The sequence below is a fragment of the Mesorhizobium sp. M0047 genome (genome assembly GCF_040323315.1).
Lineage (GTDB): Bacteria > Pseudomonadota > Alphaproteobacteria > Rhizobiales > Rhizobiaceae > Mesorhizobium.
This window is the reverse complement of the sequence record NZ_JAMYUW010000013.1, coordinates 95,747-112,246: the sequence shown is the minus strand read 5'-3', so window position 1 is coordinate 112,246 and position 16,500 is coordinate 95,747. Positions and strand designations below refer to the sequence as shown.

Here is a 16,500-nt window from a genome sequence, read left to right as displayed (position 1 = left end):
CCGTTCTGCCACTCCTAGGACTGCACGTAGTTTGCCGAGTTGTGCTTCTTCAACACCTCGTCGAAGCGGCGGGCAAAGGCATCGTCGGCCAGCTTCTTGCGGCGCTGGATGTCGGCGGTGGCGACCATGTTCTTCTCGTGCATCTCGAGCAGGTCGCCGATGTGCTTTTGCGAAGCAGCGCCGATGCCGGCCATGGTTTCCTCGGCGGTGTTGTCGACCTGGCTGCCCAGCGTGTTGATCTTGTGGGCGACGTCCTGCTGGGCGGCGGTCTTCAGCGAATCTTCGAGCGCCTTGTAGAGGACGATACGTTGCTCGGTATCGATGGTCAGCTTGTTGATCAGCGTCGACTGCGCGGCGATCTGGTTGTTGAGCGAATCGACAAAGGTCTGGAACATCGAGGTGTAGCGCTCGAGCGTCTGGCTCTCGGCCAGCAGTTCCTGTTCCTTGGCTTGCTTTTCATTGTATTCCGTCGCCAGCTTGGAGCGCTCGCCTTCGAGCTGCGTGCGCTCCTTCTGGCTGGTCGAGGCGGCGATCTTGTTTTCGATGTCGAGCAGCATCGGATTGAGTTCCTCGATGCGCTTTTGCACAGCTTCGAGGTTGGTCATGGTGGTCTTGCGCCGCTCGATGACCTGCGACAGGCTGGTCTCGGACGTCTTGTAGCGCTGGTCGAGAACCCCTTTCTGGGCCTTCAGGATGCCGACGATGGTGTCGGACTTGACCAGCAGTTCCTGCAGATTGCCCGCCAGCGACATGTTGCGGACGCGGTCGGTACGCATGCGCTGCTTGCTCTGGCTGGAAAAGACGCCGATGAATTTTTCCCAGCCGGTGTAGTTCTTCATGCTCTCGAACTCGGCGCCGAAGACGTTGGTGGCGTCCTCCAGCCCGATGATCAGGTCGGCGATGTTGCCTTCCATGACCTTCTGCTGCTTCAGCACATCCTCGATGCGGGCGTTCTCGATGTCGAAATTCGCGTCGCCGATCTTCTTGTCGGCGGTGGCGAGCGTATCAAGCACGGTGCCGGACTGCTCGATCTTGCTGCGCATGTCCTGCACGACCTGCTTGGTCTTGGCAATTTCGGCATCGAAATTCTGCAATGTCGCCATTGGGGCCTCCCGCTTCGGCATCACGTCGCTGGTCGCGAACAGCGGCGAATATATGTGGGGCATCCTGGGATTGAAAGACGCAAGACAAGACCCGCCCCGAAAACAAAATATTCGGTCACGGTCTTGAAAGGCAATGGAAGCGAGTTCATGGCGTGACTAGCCTGCCGGTCAGTCATAGTTCAACTGCCATTGAACTTCTATGCCGCAAAACGACGGCGCGCGGGATGCCTTTGTAGTTGGCAAATCAATGCAGCAATAGCGGCGGCGACATGCGAAACGAAAGCCGGCGTCACAGAGGCGCGTGTACAGCGGGTCAGGGCTTGGGGTCGGCTTTCAGATAGGCGATGACGTTGGCGATGTCGTCGTCATTGGCGAGGCCGGCAAACGCCATTTTGATTGCGGAAGATGCCGATCGGGCTGCGTCGGGCCTGGGCAAGGTCACCGGGCGTTCAGCCTTTGATAAAGCCGATGAAGTCGTCGGGCGCGGCGCGGCCCATCTCTTCCTCCCAGTGGCGACGGCAGAGCGAGACGTAAACGTCCTTGCCGATCGCCACCTGCTCGCCCTGACGCGCCACCTTGCCGTCAGGTCCGAGGCGCACGACCATCGTCGCCTTGCGGCCGCAGCGGCAGATGGTGCGCACTTCGCGCAAATCGTCGGCGATGGCCAGCAGCGCGCGAGAACCGGAGAACAGATTGCCCTGGAAATCGGTGCGCAAGCCGTAACACATGACCGGAATGTTCAACCGGTCGGCGATGCGGGCGAGCTGCCAGACCTGCTCCTCTTCGAGAAACTGCGCCTCATCGACAAAGACGCAATGCACCGATGTATGCGCGTGATGATCGGCGACGCGGGCGAACAGATCGTCACCGTCGCGGAACATCTCGGCTTCCGTCTCCAGGCCGATGCGCGACGAGATCAGGCCGGTATCGCCCTTGCGGTAGTGACCGGCGACGAACAGCATCGTGCCCATGCCGCGCTCGCGATAATTGTACGACGCCTGCAACAGCATCGTGGTCTTGCCGGCGTTCATCGTTGCATAGTGGAAGTAGAGCTTAGCCATGCCGCCCTTTACGGTCTGTTGATATTCAGGTGATGCCGGCCTGCAAATGGCGGTTCCTGCGCTTCCGGTGCTCACGTAGCCAAAAGTACGCTCCGCTCCGGTTCTCGGAGTCCACCATTTTCGTCTCGGCCTGACCTGAATCTAAACAGACCTTATGCCGACTTGGCCTGATACGGGGAGGGGCCACGGCAGGCTTTCCCCGAAAAAGCCGTCTCGCCCCTGAAAAAACTGTCTGGCCCCTGAAAAACTGTCTGGCAAGACAAAAGCGTCAGCCGTGTCGCTGATTGGCCAGTCTGCGCCGTTGATCGTGATTGCCTTAGTGCTTGAAACCGCACCAGAATGGTGTTTGGCTGACGAAACAAGGCGGGCAGAGAAACCGTAGCTATGCTTCGCCAAAGAATCACAATGGGAGACTACCTATGTCGCGTATGAACTCTTTCGTCGCCGGCCTCGGCCTGGCGGCTTTTTTGTCCACGAGCGCTGCCTTCGCCGGTGATCCGGCGAGCTGCAAGGCGGTGCGTCTTTCCGATGTCGGGTGGACCGACATCCAGGCGACGACCGGCATCGCTTCCGTACTGCTGACCGCACTCGGCTACGAGCCGCAGGTGATCCAGCTATCGGTTCCGGTGACCTATGCGTCGCTGAAAAACAAGGACCTCGACGTCTTCCTAGGTAACTGGATGCCGTCGATGACCAACGACATCAAGGACTACACCGCCGACGGCTCCGTCGAGACCATCAGCGAAAACCTCAGCGGCGCCGGCTATGGCATCGTCGTGCCGACCTATGTGGCGGACGCCGGCGTCAAGACGCTGACCGACCTCGGCAAGTTCAAGGACAAGTTCAACGGCAAGATCTACGGCATCGAGGCCGGCAATGATGGCAACCGCATCATCCTCGACATGATCAAGAACCCGAAGGACAATCTCGAAGGCTTCGAACTGGTCGAATCATCGGAAGCCGGCATGCTGACGCAGGCCGAGCAGTCGATGAAGAGCAATGAGTGGATCGCGTTCCTCGGCTGGACGCCGCATCCGGTGATGGGCGCCATGAAGATCACCTATCTCGATGGTATGGGCGACAGCGGCTTCGGCGCCGCCACCGTGCATACCAATGTGCGCAAGGGCTATACCACCGAGTGCCCGAATGCCGGCAAGTTCATCGCCAACCTGAAGTTCAACCTCGATATGGAAGGCGAGATGATGGACGCGATCCTCAAGGGCGGCGACGCCAACACGGCCGCAACCGACTGGTTGAAGAAGCATCCGGACGCGGTCGCTCCGTGGATCGCCGGCGTGACCACCTTCGATGGCGGCGACGCGGCTGCGGCGGTAAAGACCGCACTCGGGAGCTGAGCCGATTTTGAATCCGACATGACCCGAGCGAGGGCAGCCATATAGAAAGGGCTGCCCTTTTTCATATCCTGTGACAAGATGACTGTCCGGCAAGGACGGCGACTGCCAAAGAGGGGCTAGATGGATCCGATTTCAAAATTCTTTGTCGGTTACAAGATTCCCATCGGCGAATGGGGCAAAGCGTTCTTCACCTTCCTCACGGACAATTTCAACACTTTCTTCCGCGGCCTCTCGGGCGGCCTCAATTTCCTGCTCGACGGCGTGGTCGATATGCTGCTGCATATACCGCCCGTCCTTCTCATCGCCCTGATTGCGCTGCTTGCCTATTATCTGCAGCGATCGAGAGGCCTGGCTGTGGCGGTCTTTTTCGGATTGCTGTTCATCCTCAACCAGAACCTCTGGAAGCAGACTGTGGAGACGCTGGTGCTGGTGGTTGCCGCTGCCGCCGCCTCGATGGCCATCGGTGTGCCGCTCGGTATCTGGGCGGCTCACAAGCCGAAGGTCTACCGCATCATGCTGCCGGTGCTCGACCTGATGCAGACGCTGCCGACCTTCGTCTACCTGATCCCGGTGCTGACGCTGTTCGGCCTTGGCAACGCGCCCGGCCTCATCGTCACCATCATCTTCGTCATCCCGACATCGGTTCGTCTCACGCATCTGGGCGTCGTCTCGGTGCCGAAGTCGATCATCGAGGCAGGCGAGGCATTCGGCGCCACCAAGAGCCAACTGCTTTGGAAGGTGGAGCTGCCCTCGGCCCTGCCGACCATCATGGCCGGTCTCACCCAGTCGATCATGCTTTCTCTGTCGATGGTGGTGTTCGCGGCGCTGATTGGTGCCGGCGGCCTCGGCACCGAGATCAACCGGGCGCTCGGTTCGCGCAAGATCGACCTCGGCCTTGAAGCCGGCCTGGCCATCGTCGTGCTGGCCATAGTGCTCGACCGCATGACGCGCATCGGCGTTGGAGGCAAGAAATGACCGTCGCCGTTGATTTCAGGAACGTCGATATCGTCTTCGGCGCCGACCAGGCCGGATCTTTGGCGATGATAGACGCCGGCGCCAGCCGTGCCGACATCCTCGAAAAGACCGGTAATGTGCTTGGCTGCGCCGGCGCCAGCCTGACTGTGAACGAGGGCGAGATCTCGGTGCTGATGGGCCTGTCCGGTTCGGGCAAGTCGACATTGCTGCGCGCGGTCAATCGACTCAACGTGGTGTCGCGCGGCCAGGTACTGGTCAAGGATGGCGACAAGACCGTCGATGTCGTCACTTGCGATGAGGCGACCTTGCGGCGCCTGCGCCAGAAACAGGTGGCAATGGTGTTCCAGCAGTTCGGCCTGCTGCCGTGGCGCACGGTGGAGGAGAATGTCGGGCTGGGCCTCGAACTCGCCGGCGTGCCAGAGCTAGAGCGCAAGGAACGCGTGCAACGCCAGCTCAAGCTGGTCAACCTCGACCAGTGGTCGAAGAAATACGCGCATGAGCTTTCGGGCGGCATGCAACAGCGTGTCGGCCTGGCCCGTGCGTTCGCCACCGAGGCGCCGATCCTTCTGATGGACGAGCCGTTCTCGGCGCTCGACCCGCTGATCCGCACCAAGCTGCAGGACGAGTTGCTGCAATTGCAGGCCGAGTTGAAGAAGACCATCATCTTCGTCAGCCACGACCTCGAGGAAGCGCTGAAGATCGGCAGCCACATCACCATCATGGAGGGCGGACGCATCGTGCAGACCGGCGCTCCGGAAGACATCGTGCTGCGGCCCGCCAACGACTATGTCCGCGACTTCATCGCCAATGTGAACCCGTTGTCGGTGCTGACCGCCTGGAACGTGATGCGCGATCGCCGCGATCTGGAACACGGCGACAATGGCTGGGTCTGGCTCGATCGGCGCAAAACGACGCGCTTCAAGATCGACGATCACGGGCTGGTGGCGGCGGCCGAACGCGACGGCAAGCCGGCGGTGTGGGTTTCGTGCGCCGATGTCGAGACCCAGTCAGAGGAAGCAGCGCAAGTGTTCTGGGCCAATCCCGGCACCTCGCTGAAAACCGTGATGCTGGCCATGCACCGCTCGCAGACAGCCCCCGTGGCGCTGTTCGACGACCAGTCGCGCTTCGTCGGCGCCATCGGCATCCGCGACGTGTTGAGCGCGGTGCTGCGGCGGTAAAGCTCTTCGGATACCGAAGTCGACGAGGCGCTGCGATTGAACGCGCCTCGTTCTATGTCGCCAGCGGCAGGCGCAGTTGCGTCAGCAGGCCACCGCCCGGGTTGTTGGACAGGCTGACCTCGCCGCCGGCGGCGCGCGCGATGTTGCGGGCAATGGTCAGGCCGAGCCCGAGACCGCCGGTCTGGCGGTTGCGCGATTGTTCGAGGCGCACGAAGGAGCCAAACACGGCGTCGATCTGCGCCTGCGGTATTCCCGGTCCTTCATCGCGGATGGTGAGCAGGATCATGTTTTCCGATCGGCGCAGGCTGAGATGCGCCTTCTTGCCGTAGGTGACCGCGTTCTGCAGCAGATTGGTGACGCAGCGCTTGAGCGCGACCGGCCGGGCCATGCAGATGAGGCCGCGCGAGCGGGTGTCATCTTCAAACGACACGTCCGGATAGGCGTCGGCGATCGACTCCACAAGCGACCAGAAGTCGATGCGCTCGTTCTTCTCCTCGGTAACCTCGAAGGTGGCGAAGTCGATCACCGAGCTGGCAATGCTCTCGACATCGGCGAGATCGTGCGCCAGCGCCTCGCGAACAGCCGATTTGCGCAATAGCTCCAGGCGCAGGCGCATTCTGGTCATCGGCGTGCGTAGATCATGCGCAAGTGCGGCCGCCAGATGTTCGCGATCCTCGACATATTCGCGCAGCCGGGCCTGCATGGCGTTGATCGCCTTGGCGGCGGCACGGACCTCGCGGCTGCCCCCTTCAGCGATCGGCGGGCTCTTCAGATCCTTGCCGATCCGGTTCACGGCGGTTTCCATCATCCGGTAGGGCGCTGTCAGCCGGCGCAACGACCAGATCGACATGATCACCACCAGTCCGGCGATCAGCGAATAGAGCGGCAGACTGTCGAAGCTCAGGATAGGGCCGACGGGCGTGATCGGCTCGGTGAAGTTCAGCCATTGGCCGTCGGCGAAACGCAGCGACGCTGTCAGCTTCTCGCTCTGGGCAAAGTTGGCGGCCAGCACCAGAAGGTCGCGTTCGACCTGACCGATATCGGGCCCCGGCGCCGTGCCGTCGGCGTCGTCGGCCTCGCGCGTGGCCGGGTCGCGCCGCACGCGCGCATCGGTGATGCCGAACTTCGACAGTCGGCCGACAAGGATGTCTTCGAGTTCCGCCAGTTCGTCGTCGCTTGCGATCGACGAGGTGACCGCCGGCGTGTCCGAGATAGTGAGCGCGTAAGTGGAATTGAACAGGCCTGTCGCCGTCGCCTTGCGTTGCTCCGGCGTGGCGTCATGCATCAGCTGCACCAGGGAAAAGGCGCGGTCGTTGAGACGGTAGAGGTCGACGATGCCGTTGGCGACGGCGCGGTCGCGCGACACGATATAGAGGGTAGCGACCTGACTGATCAGCAGGCCGGCGATGACGATCAGCAGCACCCAGACAGGCAAGGTCTGCGGCAGGAAACGTTTCATTCGGAGGTCGTCTCAGGCAGAAACTGGTAGCCGCCGCTGCGCACCGTCAGGATGAACTGGGGCGTTTTCGGGTCGTCTTCCATCTTACGTCGCAACCGGCTGACCAGGATGTCGATGCTGCGGTCGAAGGAGTAGTCGCTATCGCCGCCGGACAGTTCGATGAGCTGGTCACGGGTCAGCACGCGCTGTGCGCTCTTGACGAAGGTCTGCAGCAGGTTGAATTCGGCCATGGTCAGTTCGACCCTGACATCGTCGGGCGCGATCAGCCGGCGCCGCGAGCAATCCATCGTCCAGCCGGCGAAGCGGTAGATCTGCCTGGTGGTGGCGCGCTTGGGCTCGGCGCCGCCATTGCGGCGCAGCACGGCGCGGATGCGCGCCAAAAGCTCGCGCGGATCGAACGGTTTGGGCACATAGTCGTCGGCGCCCATTTCCAGGCCGACGACGCGATCGGTGGTCTCAGTGACGGCGGTCAGCATGATGATCGGCGTCGAATACTGGGCGCGCAGGTCGCGACACAGCTCCAGCCCGCTCTTGCCCGGCAGCATCACGTCGAGGACGATGAGATCGACTTGCGCGCGGCGCAGGATGGCCTCCATCTCGACACCGTCGGCGGCAACCGAGGTGTGCAGGCCCCGCTTCTGGAAGAATTCCTGCAGCAGGTCGCGAATGCCCTTGTCGTCGTCGACGATCAGTATGTGCGCGTCGGATTTCACTTGAGCCCTGTCGTTGTTGATTGCCAAGCCGTTCTGTCGCCACCCACACGATAGAATTCAGGCCATATGTTGGCCAGTGGTGATGATGGGTTCACACCGGCTTCTCAGACACAATCCAGAAACAAAATTCTACAGTTCAGAAAAACTCCTGAAAAATTTCAAAGGCATAACTGATCTCGTGGCGGTCAGGTCATCGGCTGCGACGCTAGTCTCCGGGTTTACGGATAAACCAATGCCAAGGTTGTCGATCAGTTTGTTGGGTGCGTTGCTGGGCCTTGGCCTGGTCACCGCCGCTGCCGGACAATCGGACGCAAAGGCGCCGCTTACTCGGAGCGAACGGTGCGCCAATCTCAGCCACCAATTTGATGAAGCCCTCGAAACCCATGCCACGGCAACGCAGGTCACCGCGGCAAAGGCACTTCAAAGAAAGGGTAACCGGTACTGCGCCGCCAAGAAACAGGCGCAGGGCATCCGGATGCTCGCCAATGCTTTGAAGCTGCTTGGGGTGACACCGAACGACCCGGTTCAGTGACATCAGAAATTCGACCCGCATAAAAAGGAAACGAAGCCATGAAAAAGTCCCTCCTGTCCGCCCTCGGCCTCTCCGTCGCTCTCGCCTTCTCGATGCCGGTTCTCGGCAACGCAGCCGCCACCACGACCGCTGCGCCGGCTGCTGCCACCACGACCACCGCTCCGGCCGCTGCCGCGACGACCACCGCTCCTGCCGCCAAGGCTGCTCCGAAAAAGGTCGCCAAGAAGACTGTCTGCAAGGTGACCAAGACGCACAAGTGCCCGGTCAAGAAGGCGCCCTCGAAGGCGGCCCCGAAGGCTGCTCCGAAGAAGCCCTGATCAGCTTCGAGGTCAATTCCAGCAAGGCCGTTCCAGCCGTAAATCGGCTGGGACGGTCTTTTGCCAAGTGCATGGTCGATAAACTGAACACGTATCTCGATCGCGCTTAACCCGTTTGCAACGCCAGTTGTGTAGGACAATCCGCATGAAGAAGCGGCTTTCGTCCATTCTGCGCTCGTTGGTGCTCGGTGGCCTGGTTGCCACCGGTATCTCCAGGGTACTTATCCTGTTCACCGCCAGCCCGGTGCCGGATCCGGCGAGCGGGCGCACCGAGCCTTCGCTTTTCGCGCCGGTCATTTCCACCAATTGGGACTACATCACGCCGGCACAGACCTGGTCGCTGATCGTGCTGACCGGCGCGACCCTGATCTGTGTCATTGCCTGGCCGATCGCAGCCTTCCTGGAACGTCGGGCGGATGCCGGGGGAAAACGCTTCCGGCCCGGCCGTTGAACGGCAACCGACAGTTTCCCACATAGTGAGTGCCGCGCTCGCCGGACACCGGCTGGCGCCTCGATCAAAATGGACGACCGCCTTCCCCGGTGCCAGAATGGCGGCCACATCGCTCACGCAAATTGTCAGTTCCAATGCCTGAAATCACCACAAAACCGCGCGTACAGGTCAAGCCGCAGATCGAACGGCCGAAGCTCTACAAGGTCATCCTCATCAATGACGATTTCACCCCGCGCGAATTCGTGGTGACGGTGCTGAAGGGGGAGTTCAAGCTCAGCGAAGACCAGGCGCACCGGGTGATGATCACCGCGCATCGGCGCGGCGTCTGCGTCGTCGCCGTCTTCACCAAGGATGTCGCCGAGACCAAGGCGATGCGAGCCACCGACGCCGGCAAGGCCAAGGGCTATCCGTTGATGTTCACGACCGAGCCGGAGGAGTAGGGCAGCTCCTTCCCACAAGGGGAGAAGGAAAAGGTGGCGCTACCGTCCTTCGCGGTACCACATCGAACCCATCGCCAGAAGCAACAGGCCGAGGCCGAGGAAGCCACCGAAAAGCGGCACGCGCGAGACGGCCTTGAGCACGCTGTCGTCCGTGGTGCGCAGGCCGATCCAGTCGCTGCCGGACGCGGCGCCGGCCGAGCGCACCGGCACGATGGAAGGCAGCGTCACGTCGCTGCCAAGGGTCGAGGACGACGCCAGCCGGCGCACGCTGCCGCCGGTGGCTTCCGCCGGCGCCTTCAGCCGGTTTTCGGTGGAGATGACATCTGCGAATTCCGGTGCGTTGACCGGTCCGACATGGGCGAGCGCGGTCAGGTCGCCATTGGCGACCTGATAGAGGCCGATCTCGTTTGTCTCGACACTGCCAAGGAAGACGCCGGGCTCGGATTTCTCGAGCTTGACGGTCAAGGTCTTGCCGGAAGGGGTGATGATCTGGGCGGGGCCGGGATCATCGGCCATCGTCTGGCGACGGATTTCCAGCACCATGCCGCGACCGTCGGCGGTCAGCCGCTCCTCCTCGAGTTCTGGCTCCTTCATCAGCCAGTGCGCGATGCGCCGATAGAGCTGGACATGCGGGCCGCCGCCTTCGAAGCCGCGCGCCCACAGCCAGCCCTGGTCGGACAGAAGCATGCCGACGCGGCCTTCGCCCTTGCGGTCGAGCAACAGCAGGGGCCGGTTGTCTGCGCCCTTCATCACCACCTCGCCTTCCGGGTTCTGCACGCCGATGGTGCGGAACCAGCGGCTCCAGTGCGGCGGCTCGGCGGCCGAGCCATCCAGGCCGCGCGTCACCGGATGGCGCTGACCAAGATCGGTGAGGCGGGGATAGAAGGCCTTGTCGACAACCTCGCCCGTCGGCATCGCCGGCAGGGCCGACATCAGCGGCGTGCGCGCGATGGAGCTTTCACCGGCATATTCGGGGCCGGCCGCGATCAGCAGCGCGCCGCCCTTTTCGACATATTCGGAGATGTAGTCGTAATAGAGGATCGGCAGCACGTCGCGGTGCTGGTAGCGGTCGAATATGATAAGGTCGAAATCCTTGATCTTCTCGACGAACAGCTCGCGTGTCGGGAAGGCGATCAGCGACAATTCATTGATCGGCGTGCCGTCCTGCTTTTCCGGTGGCCGCAGAATGGTGAAATGCACGAGGTCGACAGAGGCGTCGGATTTCAACAGATTGCGCCAGGTGCGCTCGCCGGCATGCGGCTCGCCGGAGACCAGCAGCACACGCAGGTTCTCGCGGATGCCATCGATGAGCGCGATGGCGCGGTTGTTGGTGTCGGTCAGTTCGCCCGGTTCGCGGTCGATGGCGAGTTCGACGATGTTGCGGCCGGCAGCGGGAATGGTCACCTGCAGCGGCATGGCCTGGCCGACGGTGGCATGCTCGACCGCGACCTGCTCGCCGTTGACAGAGACCCGCACGTCAACCGGACCGGTCTCGTTTTCGGTCGAGATGACGCGGTAGGTCATGTCGAGCGGCTTGCCGACAAGGCCGAAGCGCGGCGCATTCTCGAAGCGGATGCGGCGATCCTTTTCGTGGTCGTTGCCAGTGATCAGCGCATGCAGCGGGGCGTTGAAATCGGGGGCGCTCGGAGGCGCATCATGCACCTCGCCATCGGTGATCATGATGGCACCGCCGATGCGTGACGGCGGCACATCGCGGAAGGCGCCATCGAGCGCGCTGAACAGCCGTGTCTCGGTGCGCTCCTCGACGGCCTCGGACTTGCCGGCCTCGACGACGCGCACGTCGAACTGCTTGAAGCGGCCAAGACGCTCCTGCAGCCCGGCCAGCGCCTCGTCGGTCTGTTTCGTGCGGTCGCCGATATCCTGGCTCTGGCTGCGGTCGACAACGAGGGCGACAATGCTTTTCAGGGGCTCGCGCTCCTCGTTGAGGAACACCGGGTTGAACAGGGCGGCGGCGAGCGCCATCAGAGCGATGAAACGAAAGACCGAGCCGCGCTGGCGAAACCACAGGCCGACCAGCGCAAGCAGCGCCAGCGGCACCAGCGCCAAGATCAGCCAAGGCCAGGAGATCAGCGGTTCGAAGGAGATCGACCAGTTCATTCCTTACCCTCCCATTTGAGAGGGTCGATCCGCGGAGGTGCAACAAAAGACATCATCTTACTGCCCCAGCCGTTCGAGCAGTATCGGCACGTGGACCTGATCGGATTTGTAGTTGCCGGTCAGCATGTACATCATGATGTTGACGCCGGCGCGTAGCGCGTAGATGCGCTGCATCGGATCCGCCGGTACGGTCGGCAGCAGCGGGTCGCCATTCTCGTCGACCGCCCAGGCGCCCGCGAAGTCATTGGCGGTGATCATGATCGGGGAGACGCCGTCGCCCGTGCGCACCGGCCGGTTCTCGGCATTGCTGGCGTCGAGCGAAGCCTCGACCCAGAGCGGGCTGCCACTGAAGCGGCCGGGAAATTCGGGCAGGATGAAGAAGGATTTGGTCAGCACGTGGTCGGATGGCACCGGCTCCAGCGGCGGCACGTTCAGATTGCCGAGGATGTCGCGCAGCCGCTCCGTCGCCGGGCTGGTCGAATCGGCGCCGATGCCGTTGGCGAACTGGTCGCGCGTATCGAACAGCACCGTGCCGCCCTGTTGCATATAGGCGTCGATGCGGGCGATCGCGGCCTGGTTCGGCATCGGTGCAGCTGGATCGATCGGCCAGTAGATCAGCGGATAGAACGACAGCTCGTCCTTGGAGATGTCGACGCCGGCCGGTGCGCCCGGTTCCAGTGCCGTTTTCTCGACCAGGAAGCGGGTCAGGCCCTCGAGCCCGGCGCGGCTGATCGAATCGTCGCCCGGCACGCCGGTTAGCACATAGGCTATGCGGGTCTTCGAAATCGCCTCTATTGCGACCTCGTCGCCCGGCTTGGCGTCATCGGCGCGAGCGAGGTCGGCATGGCCGAACAGCACACCAAGCGCAATCAGGATCGCAGAAGTGGTTGCCACGGCGCCTGAGCGGCGCGGTCGGCGGGTAAACAGGCCGCCTATCCAGAACACCGCCAGCGTGTCGAGCAGCATCAGCACCAGGGCGGCCGCGACCAGCGCGCCCTTCAAGTTGCGCGATTCGTCGAAGGCATACTGGATCGATGTGACGGGAACCGTGATCTGCGGCCGCGCCAGCGGCGCAAACGTGCTGTCGGATTCAAGCAGATTGTGGGCAAACACACCCGTCTCGGAACCATAGAGCCCGGGCGGGTTCTCGAACGTCACTGGCAACGCGCCTGCGCCCGGCACCAGCGGCCGTGCGTCGGGTGTCGGCGGCACCAGCGAGCCGTCGGCTGCAATCATGCGATAGGGCGCCAGCGAGGTGGCGGCGGCTTCGGAATTGGCGATCGCCGCGCCCTGGTTGCGCGACAGCTGCACGATGCGGCGCAGCATCTCGACGAAGCTGCCCGAGATCGGCAGGTTCGACCAGGTCGCCTCGGGCGTGACGTGGAACAGAGCCAGCGTGCCCTTCCCCTTCTTCAGTCCGGTGACCAGCGGCGTGCCGTCGGCAAGAGCCGCCCAGGTGCGCTCGACGATGTCGGGCGTCGGTTCAGCCAGCACCTGCCTGCTGACGGTGACCTCGGTCGGCGGCGCAAGATCGGCGAACGGGCCGGCCTTGGGGAATTCGGTGACCGGCTGCGGCGACGTCCACGACAGCGCGCCGCCGAGCGAACGTTCGCCGGTGCGCAGACGGACCGGCAGCAAATCGTCGTCATTGCCCGCGGCGGCCAGCCGCGATCCGGCGAAGCGCACCAGCGTGCCGCCATTGTCGACCCAGTCGACCAACCTCTGCCGGACTTGCGCGGGAATGGTGCCGATATCGGCCATGACGATCATCGCCGGCTTCTGGTCGAGGATCTGCGGGATGGCATCGGCGAGATCGGCACTTGAGGGCTCGACCAGATCGGCGAAGGGCTGCAGCGCGCGCCTGATGTAATAGAGCGGCGACAAAAGCGGCTGCGCCTGGTCGGCCTCGGCCTGCGACAACAGCCCGACGCGCCGCCGCTTGGAGCTTTCGTCGAGGACGCGCACCGCGCCGGCCTGGCGCTCGCCGTCGAGCGCGACCGAGGCGAAGTCGTTGCGCAGTTCGAACGGCACCGCCATAATGCCAGTGGCAGTGGTTTCGCCAGGTGAAAAGGTCAGCGTCGCATCGGCGATGCGTCGGCCCTTGTCGTCGAAGGCACCGGCGGTGACCTGCGCCGGGGCAGGATCGCCCGGCGCGCGAATGGCGGTAAGCGCAAAGCCGTCAACCTGATTGTCGGCGGCGGTCAGGCCGGTCAGCGACAGCCTGTCGGCGGTTGCCCAAACAACACGGGCGGCATTCCTGGACAACAGCGTGTTGAAGGCGGCTTCGTCGCCTTTTGCCGCAAGTCCGTCGGCAAGCACGGCAACACTGGCGCCGGGCAAGCTTTCCAGCACGCCGGCGACGCGAGCATAGACGGCCGGCCGGTCGGTCGGAATCGGCCTCGGCTTGGCGGCGCGCAGCCGGTCGAGCGCGGCGGCGGCATCGAACGGGCCGATCTCGGCATTGGCTTTTTCGGCGGTGAAGGCGATGATGACAGGCACGCCGTTCGAGCCAGCATCGGCGATCAACCGCTCGGCGGTGGCGACGCGCTTGTCCCAGTCGGCGGCGCTTGCCCAGTCATTGTCGATGACCAGGGCCAGGGCAGCACCCTCGGCCGGCAGTTTCTCGCGCGGGTTGAAGACCGGGTCGGCCAATGCGGCGACGATGAGCGCCGCCATCAGCAGCCTCAGCAGCGTCAGCCACCACGGGCTCTGTTGCGGCGTCTCCTCGCGCTTCAGGACGCGCGCCAGGATCTTCAGCGGCGGGAAGATCTCGGTTTGCGGCTTGGGCGGTGTCAGCCGCAACAGCCACCAGATCACCGGCAGCGCCAGCAGACCCCACAGCACCATGGGGGCGCCAAAGGAGAGCGGCAGCCAGCTCATGCGCTGACCCTTCCGGCAGCGGCACCATCGGCGGTCATCGCCATGTGCAGGCGCACCAGCGCGTCGGAAGCCAGCCGATCGGTGTGGTTGACGGTAAAGCTCCAGCCGAGGCGCTTGCACCAGACGGCCAATTCGTGGCGGCGGGCGGTGTAGAGCAGGCGATACTCATCGCCCAGCATTTCTGCGCGCCCGGCGGTCAGCTTGTCGCCGGTCTCGGGATCCGTGAATTCGGTGCGGCCGGCATAGGGGAAGGTCTCCTCGGCCGGGTCGGCAACCTCGATCAGATGCGCGCGCACGCCGTGGCGGGCTAGAACGTCGAGCCAGGTCATCGTCTCCTCGACGGGATCGAGGAAATCGCTGACAATGACGATGTCGCAGAAGCGGCGGATGTCGGAAAGATCGGGTTTTGCCGGCAAATCGCCGGCATGCATGAGCTGGGCGGCGATGCGCTCGGCGCCGTTGCGGGCGGTGAACGGATCGGTGAGACCGGGCCAGGCAATACGCTCGCCGCTGCGCGACAATAGCTCGGCCATGGCCAGCGCCAGCACCAGCGCGCGCGATTGCTTGGAAACGCTGGCGCCGGTCGATTTGTAGAGCATCGACGGCGAGGGGTCCGCCCATAGCCAGACCGTATGGGCGGCTTCCCATTCGCGGTCGCGCACATAGGTATGATCGTCGCGCGCCGAGCGGCGCCAGTCGATACGCGAGGAATCGCCCTCGACATAGGGCCGGAACTGCCAGAAATTCTCGCCGATGCCGCGCTTGCGGCGGCCGTGCCAGCCGGCGATCACGGTGTTGACGATGCGCCGCGCCTCGACCAGCAGGTCGGGCACAAGAGAGGCCCGCAACCGGCCACGGGCGAGCGCGTCGCGCGTCGCTGCCGGAGCCTGGACCTCGCCGATATGCGCCATCAGATACCTTTGGCCAGTTTCGCCACAACGTCGCGCACGCTGGTGCCTTCGGCGCGAGCGGCGAAGGTCAGCGCCATGCGATGCTGCAGCACCGGCTCGGCGAGCGCGCGGACATCGTCGGTCGACGGCGCCAGCCGTCCATCGTAAAGCGCGCGCGCCCTGGTGCACAGCATCAGCGCCTGGCTGGCGCGTGGGCCGGGGCCCCAGGCGACGTGCTTGTCGGTCTCGGCATTGCCCTGGCCCGGACGCGCTGAGCGCACCAGCGTAAGGATCGCCTCGACGACGCTTTCGGGTACCGGCATGCGGCGGATGAGTGTCTGGATTTCCTTCAGCCGCGCCGGCTGCAGAACGTTCTGGGCTTTCGCGTCCTCGACGCCGGTCGTTTCCAGCAGAATGCGGCGCTCGGCCTCGATTTCGGGATAGAGGATGTCGACCTGCATCAGGAAGCGGTCGAGCTGGGCCTCGGGCAGCGGATAGGTGCCTTCCTGCTCCAGCGGGTTCTGCGTCGCCAGCACGTGGAAGGGCGCCGGCAGGTCGTAGCGGGCGCCGGCAATGGTGACGTGGTACTCCTGCATCGCCTGCAGCAGCGCAGACTGGGTGCGCGGCGAAGCGCGGTTGATCTCGTCGGCCATCAGCAGCTGGGCGAAGATCGGGCCGGAAATGAAGCGGAAGGAGCGCTTGCCGGCCTCGTCCTGCTCCATCACCTCGGAGCCAAGGATATCGGACGGCATCAGGTCGGGGGTGAACTGGATGCGGCGCGAATTGAGGCCGAGCACGATGCCAAGTGTTTCGACCAGCTTGGTCTTGGCGAGGCCCGGCACGCCGACCAGCAGCGCATGGCCGCCGGCGAGCAGCGCCACCAGCGTGCGCTCGACGACGCTCTCCTGGCCGAAGATGACCCGGCCGACCCCGTCGCGGATCCTGGAGATGTCGGCCAGCGCTTTCTCGGCCTCGGCGATCATGTCCGTTTCGCTGATCGGGCTTTCCTTGACCATTACGCTCATGCC

At 63.6% G+C, this 16,500-nt stretch carries 15 protein-coding genes and 1 pseudogene; 7 read left to right on the top strand and 9 right to left on the bottom strand.

All coding sequences use genetic code 11. The annotated features are described in order from the left end of the window. Positions 1-14: 14 nt before the first annotated feature. From NKJ89_RS15215 to NKJ89_RS15205, 3 genes and pseudogenes are all read right to left on the bottom strand, one after another. Positions 15-1,103 (bottom strand): hypothetical protein, encoded by a 1,089-nt coding sequence (locus NKJ89_RS15215; RefSeq protein ID WP_023760687.1) that lies wholly within the window; start codon positions 1,101-1,103, stop codon positions 15-17. A 313-nt stretch (positions 1,104-1,416) separates the two neighbouring features. Further along, positions 1,417-1,497: pseudogene (locus tag NKJ89_RS15210) on the bottom strand (c-type cytochrome); the annotation flags it as partial. Between the two features lie 55 nt (positions 1,498-1,552). Then, a complete protein-coding gene (locus NKJ89_RS15205) occupies positions 1,553-2,164 on the bottom strand; it encodes a thymidine kinase (RefSeq protein ID WP_352603515.1) in 612 nt (203 codons plus the stop codon). A 419-nt stretch (positions 2,165-2,583) separates the two neighbouring features. On the opposite strand from NKJ89_RS15205, the gene NKJ89_RS15200 reads away from it, so the two are divergent. The 3 genes from NKJ89_RS15200 to choV all read left to right on the top strand — a co-directional run bounded on the left by NKJ89_RS15200 (position 2,584) and on the right by choV (position 5,672). Continuing rightward, a complete protein-coding gene (locus NKJ89_RS15200; RefSeq protein ID WP_023760690.1) occupies positions 2,584-3,519 on the top strand; it encodes a choline ABC transporter substrate-binding protein in 936 nt (311 codons plus the stop codon). A 120-nt stretch (positions 3,520-3,639) separates the two neighbouring features. Beyond that, entirely contained in the window at positions 3,640-4,494 is an 855-nt protein-coding gene (gene choW, locus NKJ89_RS15195; RefSeq protein WP_023760691.1) for a choline ABC transporter permease subunit, read from the top strand. Then, a complete protein-coding gene (gene choV, locus NKJ89_RS15190) occupies positions 4,491-5,672 on the top strand; it encodes a choline ABC transporter ATP-binding protein (protein WP_023760692.1) in 1,182 nt (393 codons plus the stop codon). Before choW ends, choV begins: the two co-directional genes overlap by 4 nt. 52 nt (positions 5,673-5,724) lie before the next feature. Here choV and NKJ89_RS15185 read toward each other — a convergent pair whose 3' ends face one another. Both NKJ89_RS15185 and NKJ89_RS15180 read right to left on the bottom strand, forming a co-directional pair. Further along, on the bottom strand, positions 5,725-7,131 hold the full coding sequence (locus tag NKJ89_RS15185) for an ATP-binding protein (protein ID WP_352603513.1): 1,407 nt from the start codon (positions 7,129-7,131) through the stop codon (positions 5,725-5,727). Beyond that, positions 7,128-7,844 (bottom strand): response regulator, encoded by a 717-nt coding sequence (locus tag NKJ89_RS15180; RefSeq protein ID WP_352603629.1) that lies wholly within the window; start codon positions 7,842-7,844, stop codon positions 7,128-7,130. The genes NKJ89_RS15185 and NKJ89_RS15180 overlap by 4 nt, the downstream gene beginning before the upstream one ends. A 232-nt stretch (positions 7,845-8,076) precedes the next feature. Here NKJ89_RS15180 and NKJ89_RS15175 point away from each other — a divergent pair, with 232 nt between their 5' ends. The 4 genes from NKJ89_RS15175 to clpS all read left to right on the top strand — a co-directional run bounded on the left by NKJ89_RS15175 (position 8,077) and on the right by clpS (position 9,584). Continuing rightward, a complete protein-coding gene (locus NKJ89_RS15175; protein WP_023760695.1) occupies positions 8,077-8,376 on the top strand; it encodes a hypothetical protein in 300 nt (99 codons plus the stop codon). Positions 8,377-8,414: 38 nt separating this feature from the next. After that, complete coding sequence (locus tag NKJ89_RS15170) at positions 8,415-8,693, top strand: hypothetical protein (protein WP_023760696.1); 279 nt, start codon at positions 8,415-8,417, stop codon at positions 8,691-8,693. A gap of 145 nt (positions 8,694-8,838) precedes the next feature. After that, positions 8,839-9,144 (top strand): hypothetical protein, encoded by a 306-nt coding sequence (locus tag NKJ89_RS15165; protein ID WP_352603511.1) that lies wholly within the window; start codon positions 8,839-8,841, stop codon positions 9,142-9,144. Positions 9,145-9,278: 134 nt separating this feature from the next. Beyond that, positions 9,279-9,584, top strand: coding sequence for an ATP-dependent Clp protease adapter ClpS (gene clpS, locus NKJ89_RS15160; RefSeq protein ID WP_023760698.1), 306 nt, complete (start codon positions 9,279-9,281; stop codon positions 9,582-9,584). A gap of 39 nt (positions 9,585-9,623) precedes the next feature. Here clpS and NKJ89_RS15155 read toward each other — a convergent pair whose 3' ends face one another. From NKJ89_RS15155 to NKJ89_RS15140, 4 genes are read right to left on the bottom strand one after another with little or no spacing between them, the layout of a single operon-like run. Then, complete coding sequence (locus NKJ89_RS15155) at positions 9,624-11,702, bottom strand: hypothetical protein (protein ID WP_352603509.1); 2,079 nt, start codon at positions 11,700-11,702, stop codon at positions 9,624-9,626. Positions 11,703-11,759: 57 nt separating this feature from the next. Continuing rightward, positions 11,760-14,582 carry a DUF4159 domain-containing protein gene (locus NKJ89_RS15150; protein WP_352603507.1) on the bottom strand — a complete coding sequence of 941 codons (2,823 nt, stop codon included), beginning with the start codon at positions 14,580-14,582 and terminating at the stop codon, positions 11,760-11,762. After that, positions 14,579-15,493 carry a DUF58 domain-containing protein gene (locus tag NKJ89_RS15145; RefSeq protein ID WP_352603505.1) on the bottom strand — a complete coding sequence of 305 codons (915 nt, stop codon included), beginning with the start codon at positions 15,491-15,493 and terminating at the stop codon, positions 14,579-14,581. Before NKJ89_RS15145 ends, NKJ89_RS15150 begins: the two co-directional genes overlap by 4 nt. Next, entirely contained in the window at positions 15,493-16,497 is a 1,005-nt protein-coding gene (locus NKJ89_RS15140) for an AAA family ATPase (RefSeq protein WP_023760702.1), read from the bottom strand. The genes NKJ89_RS15145 and NKJ89_RS15140 overlap by 1 nt, the downstream gene beginning before the upstream one ends. Between the last annotated feature and the right edge of the window lie 3 nt (positions 16,498-16,500).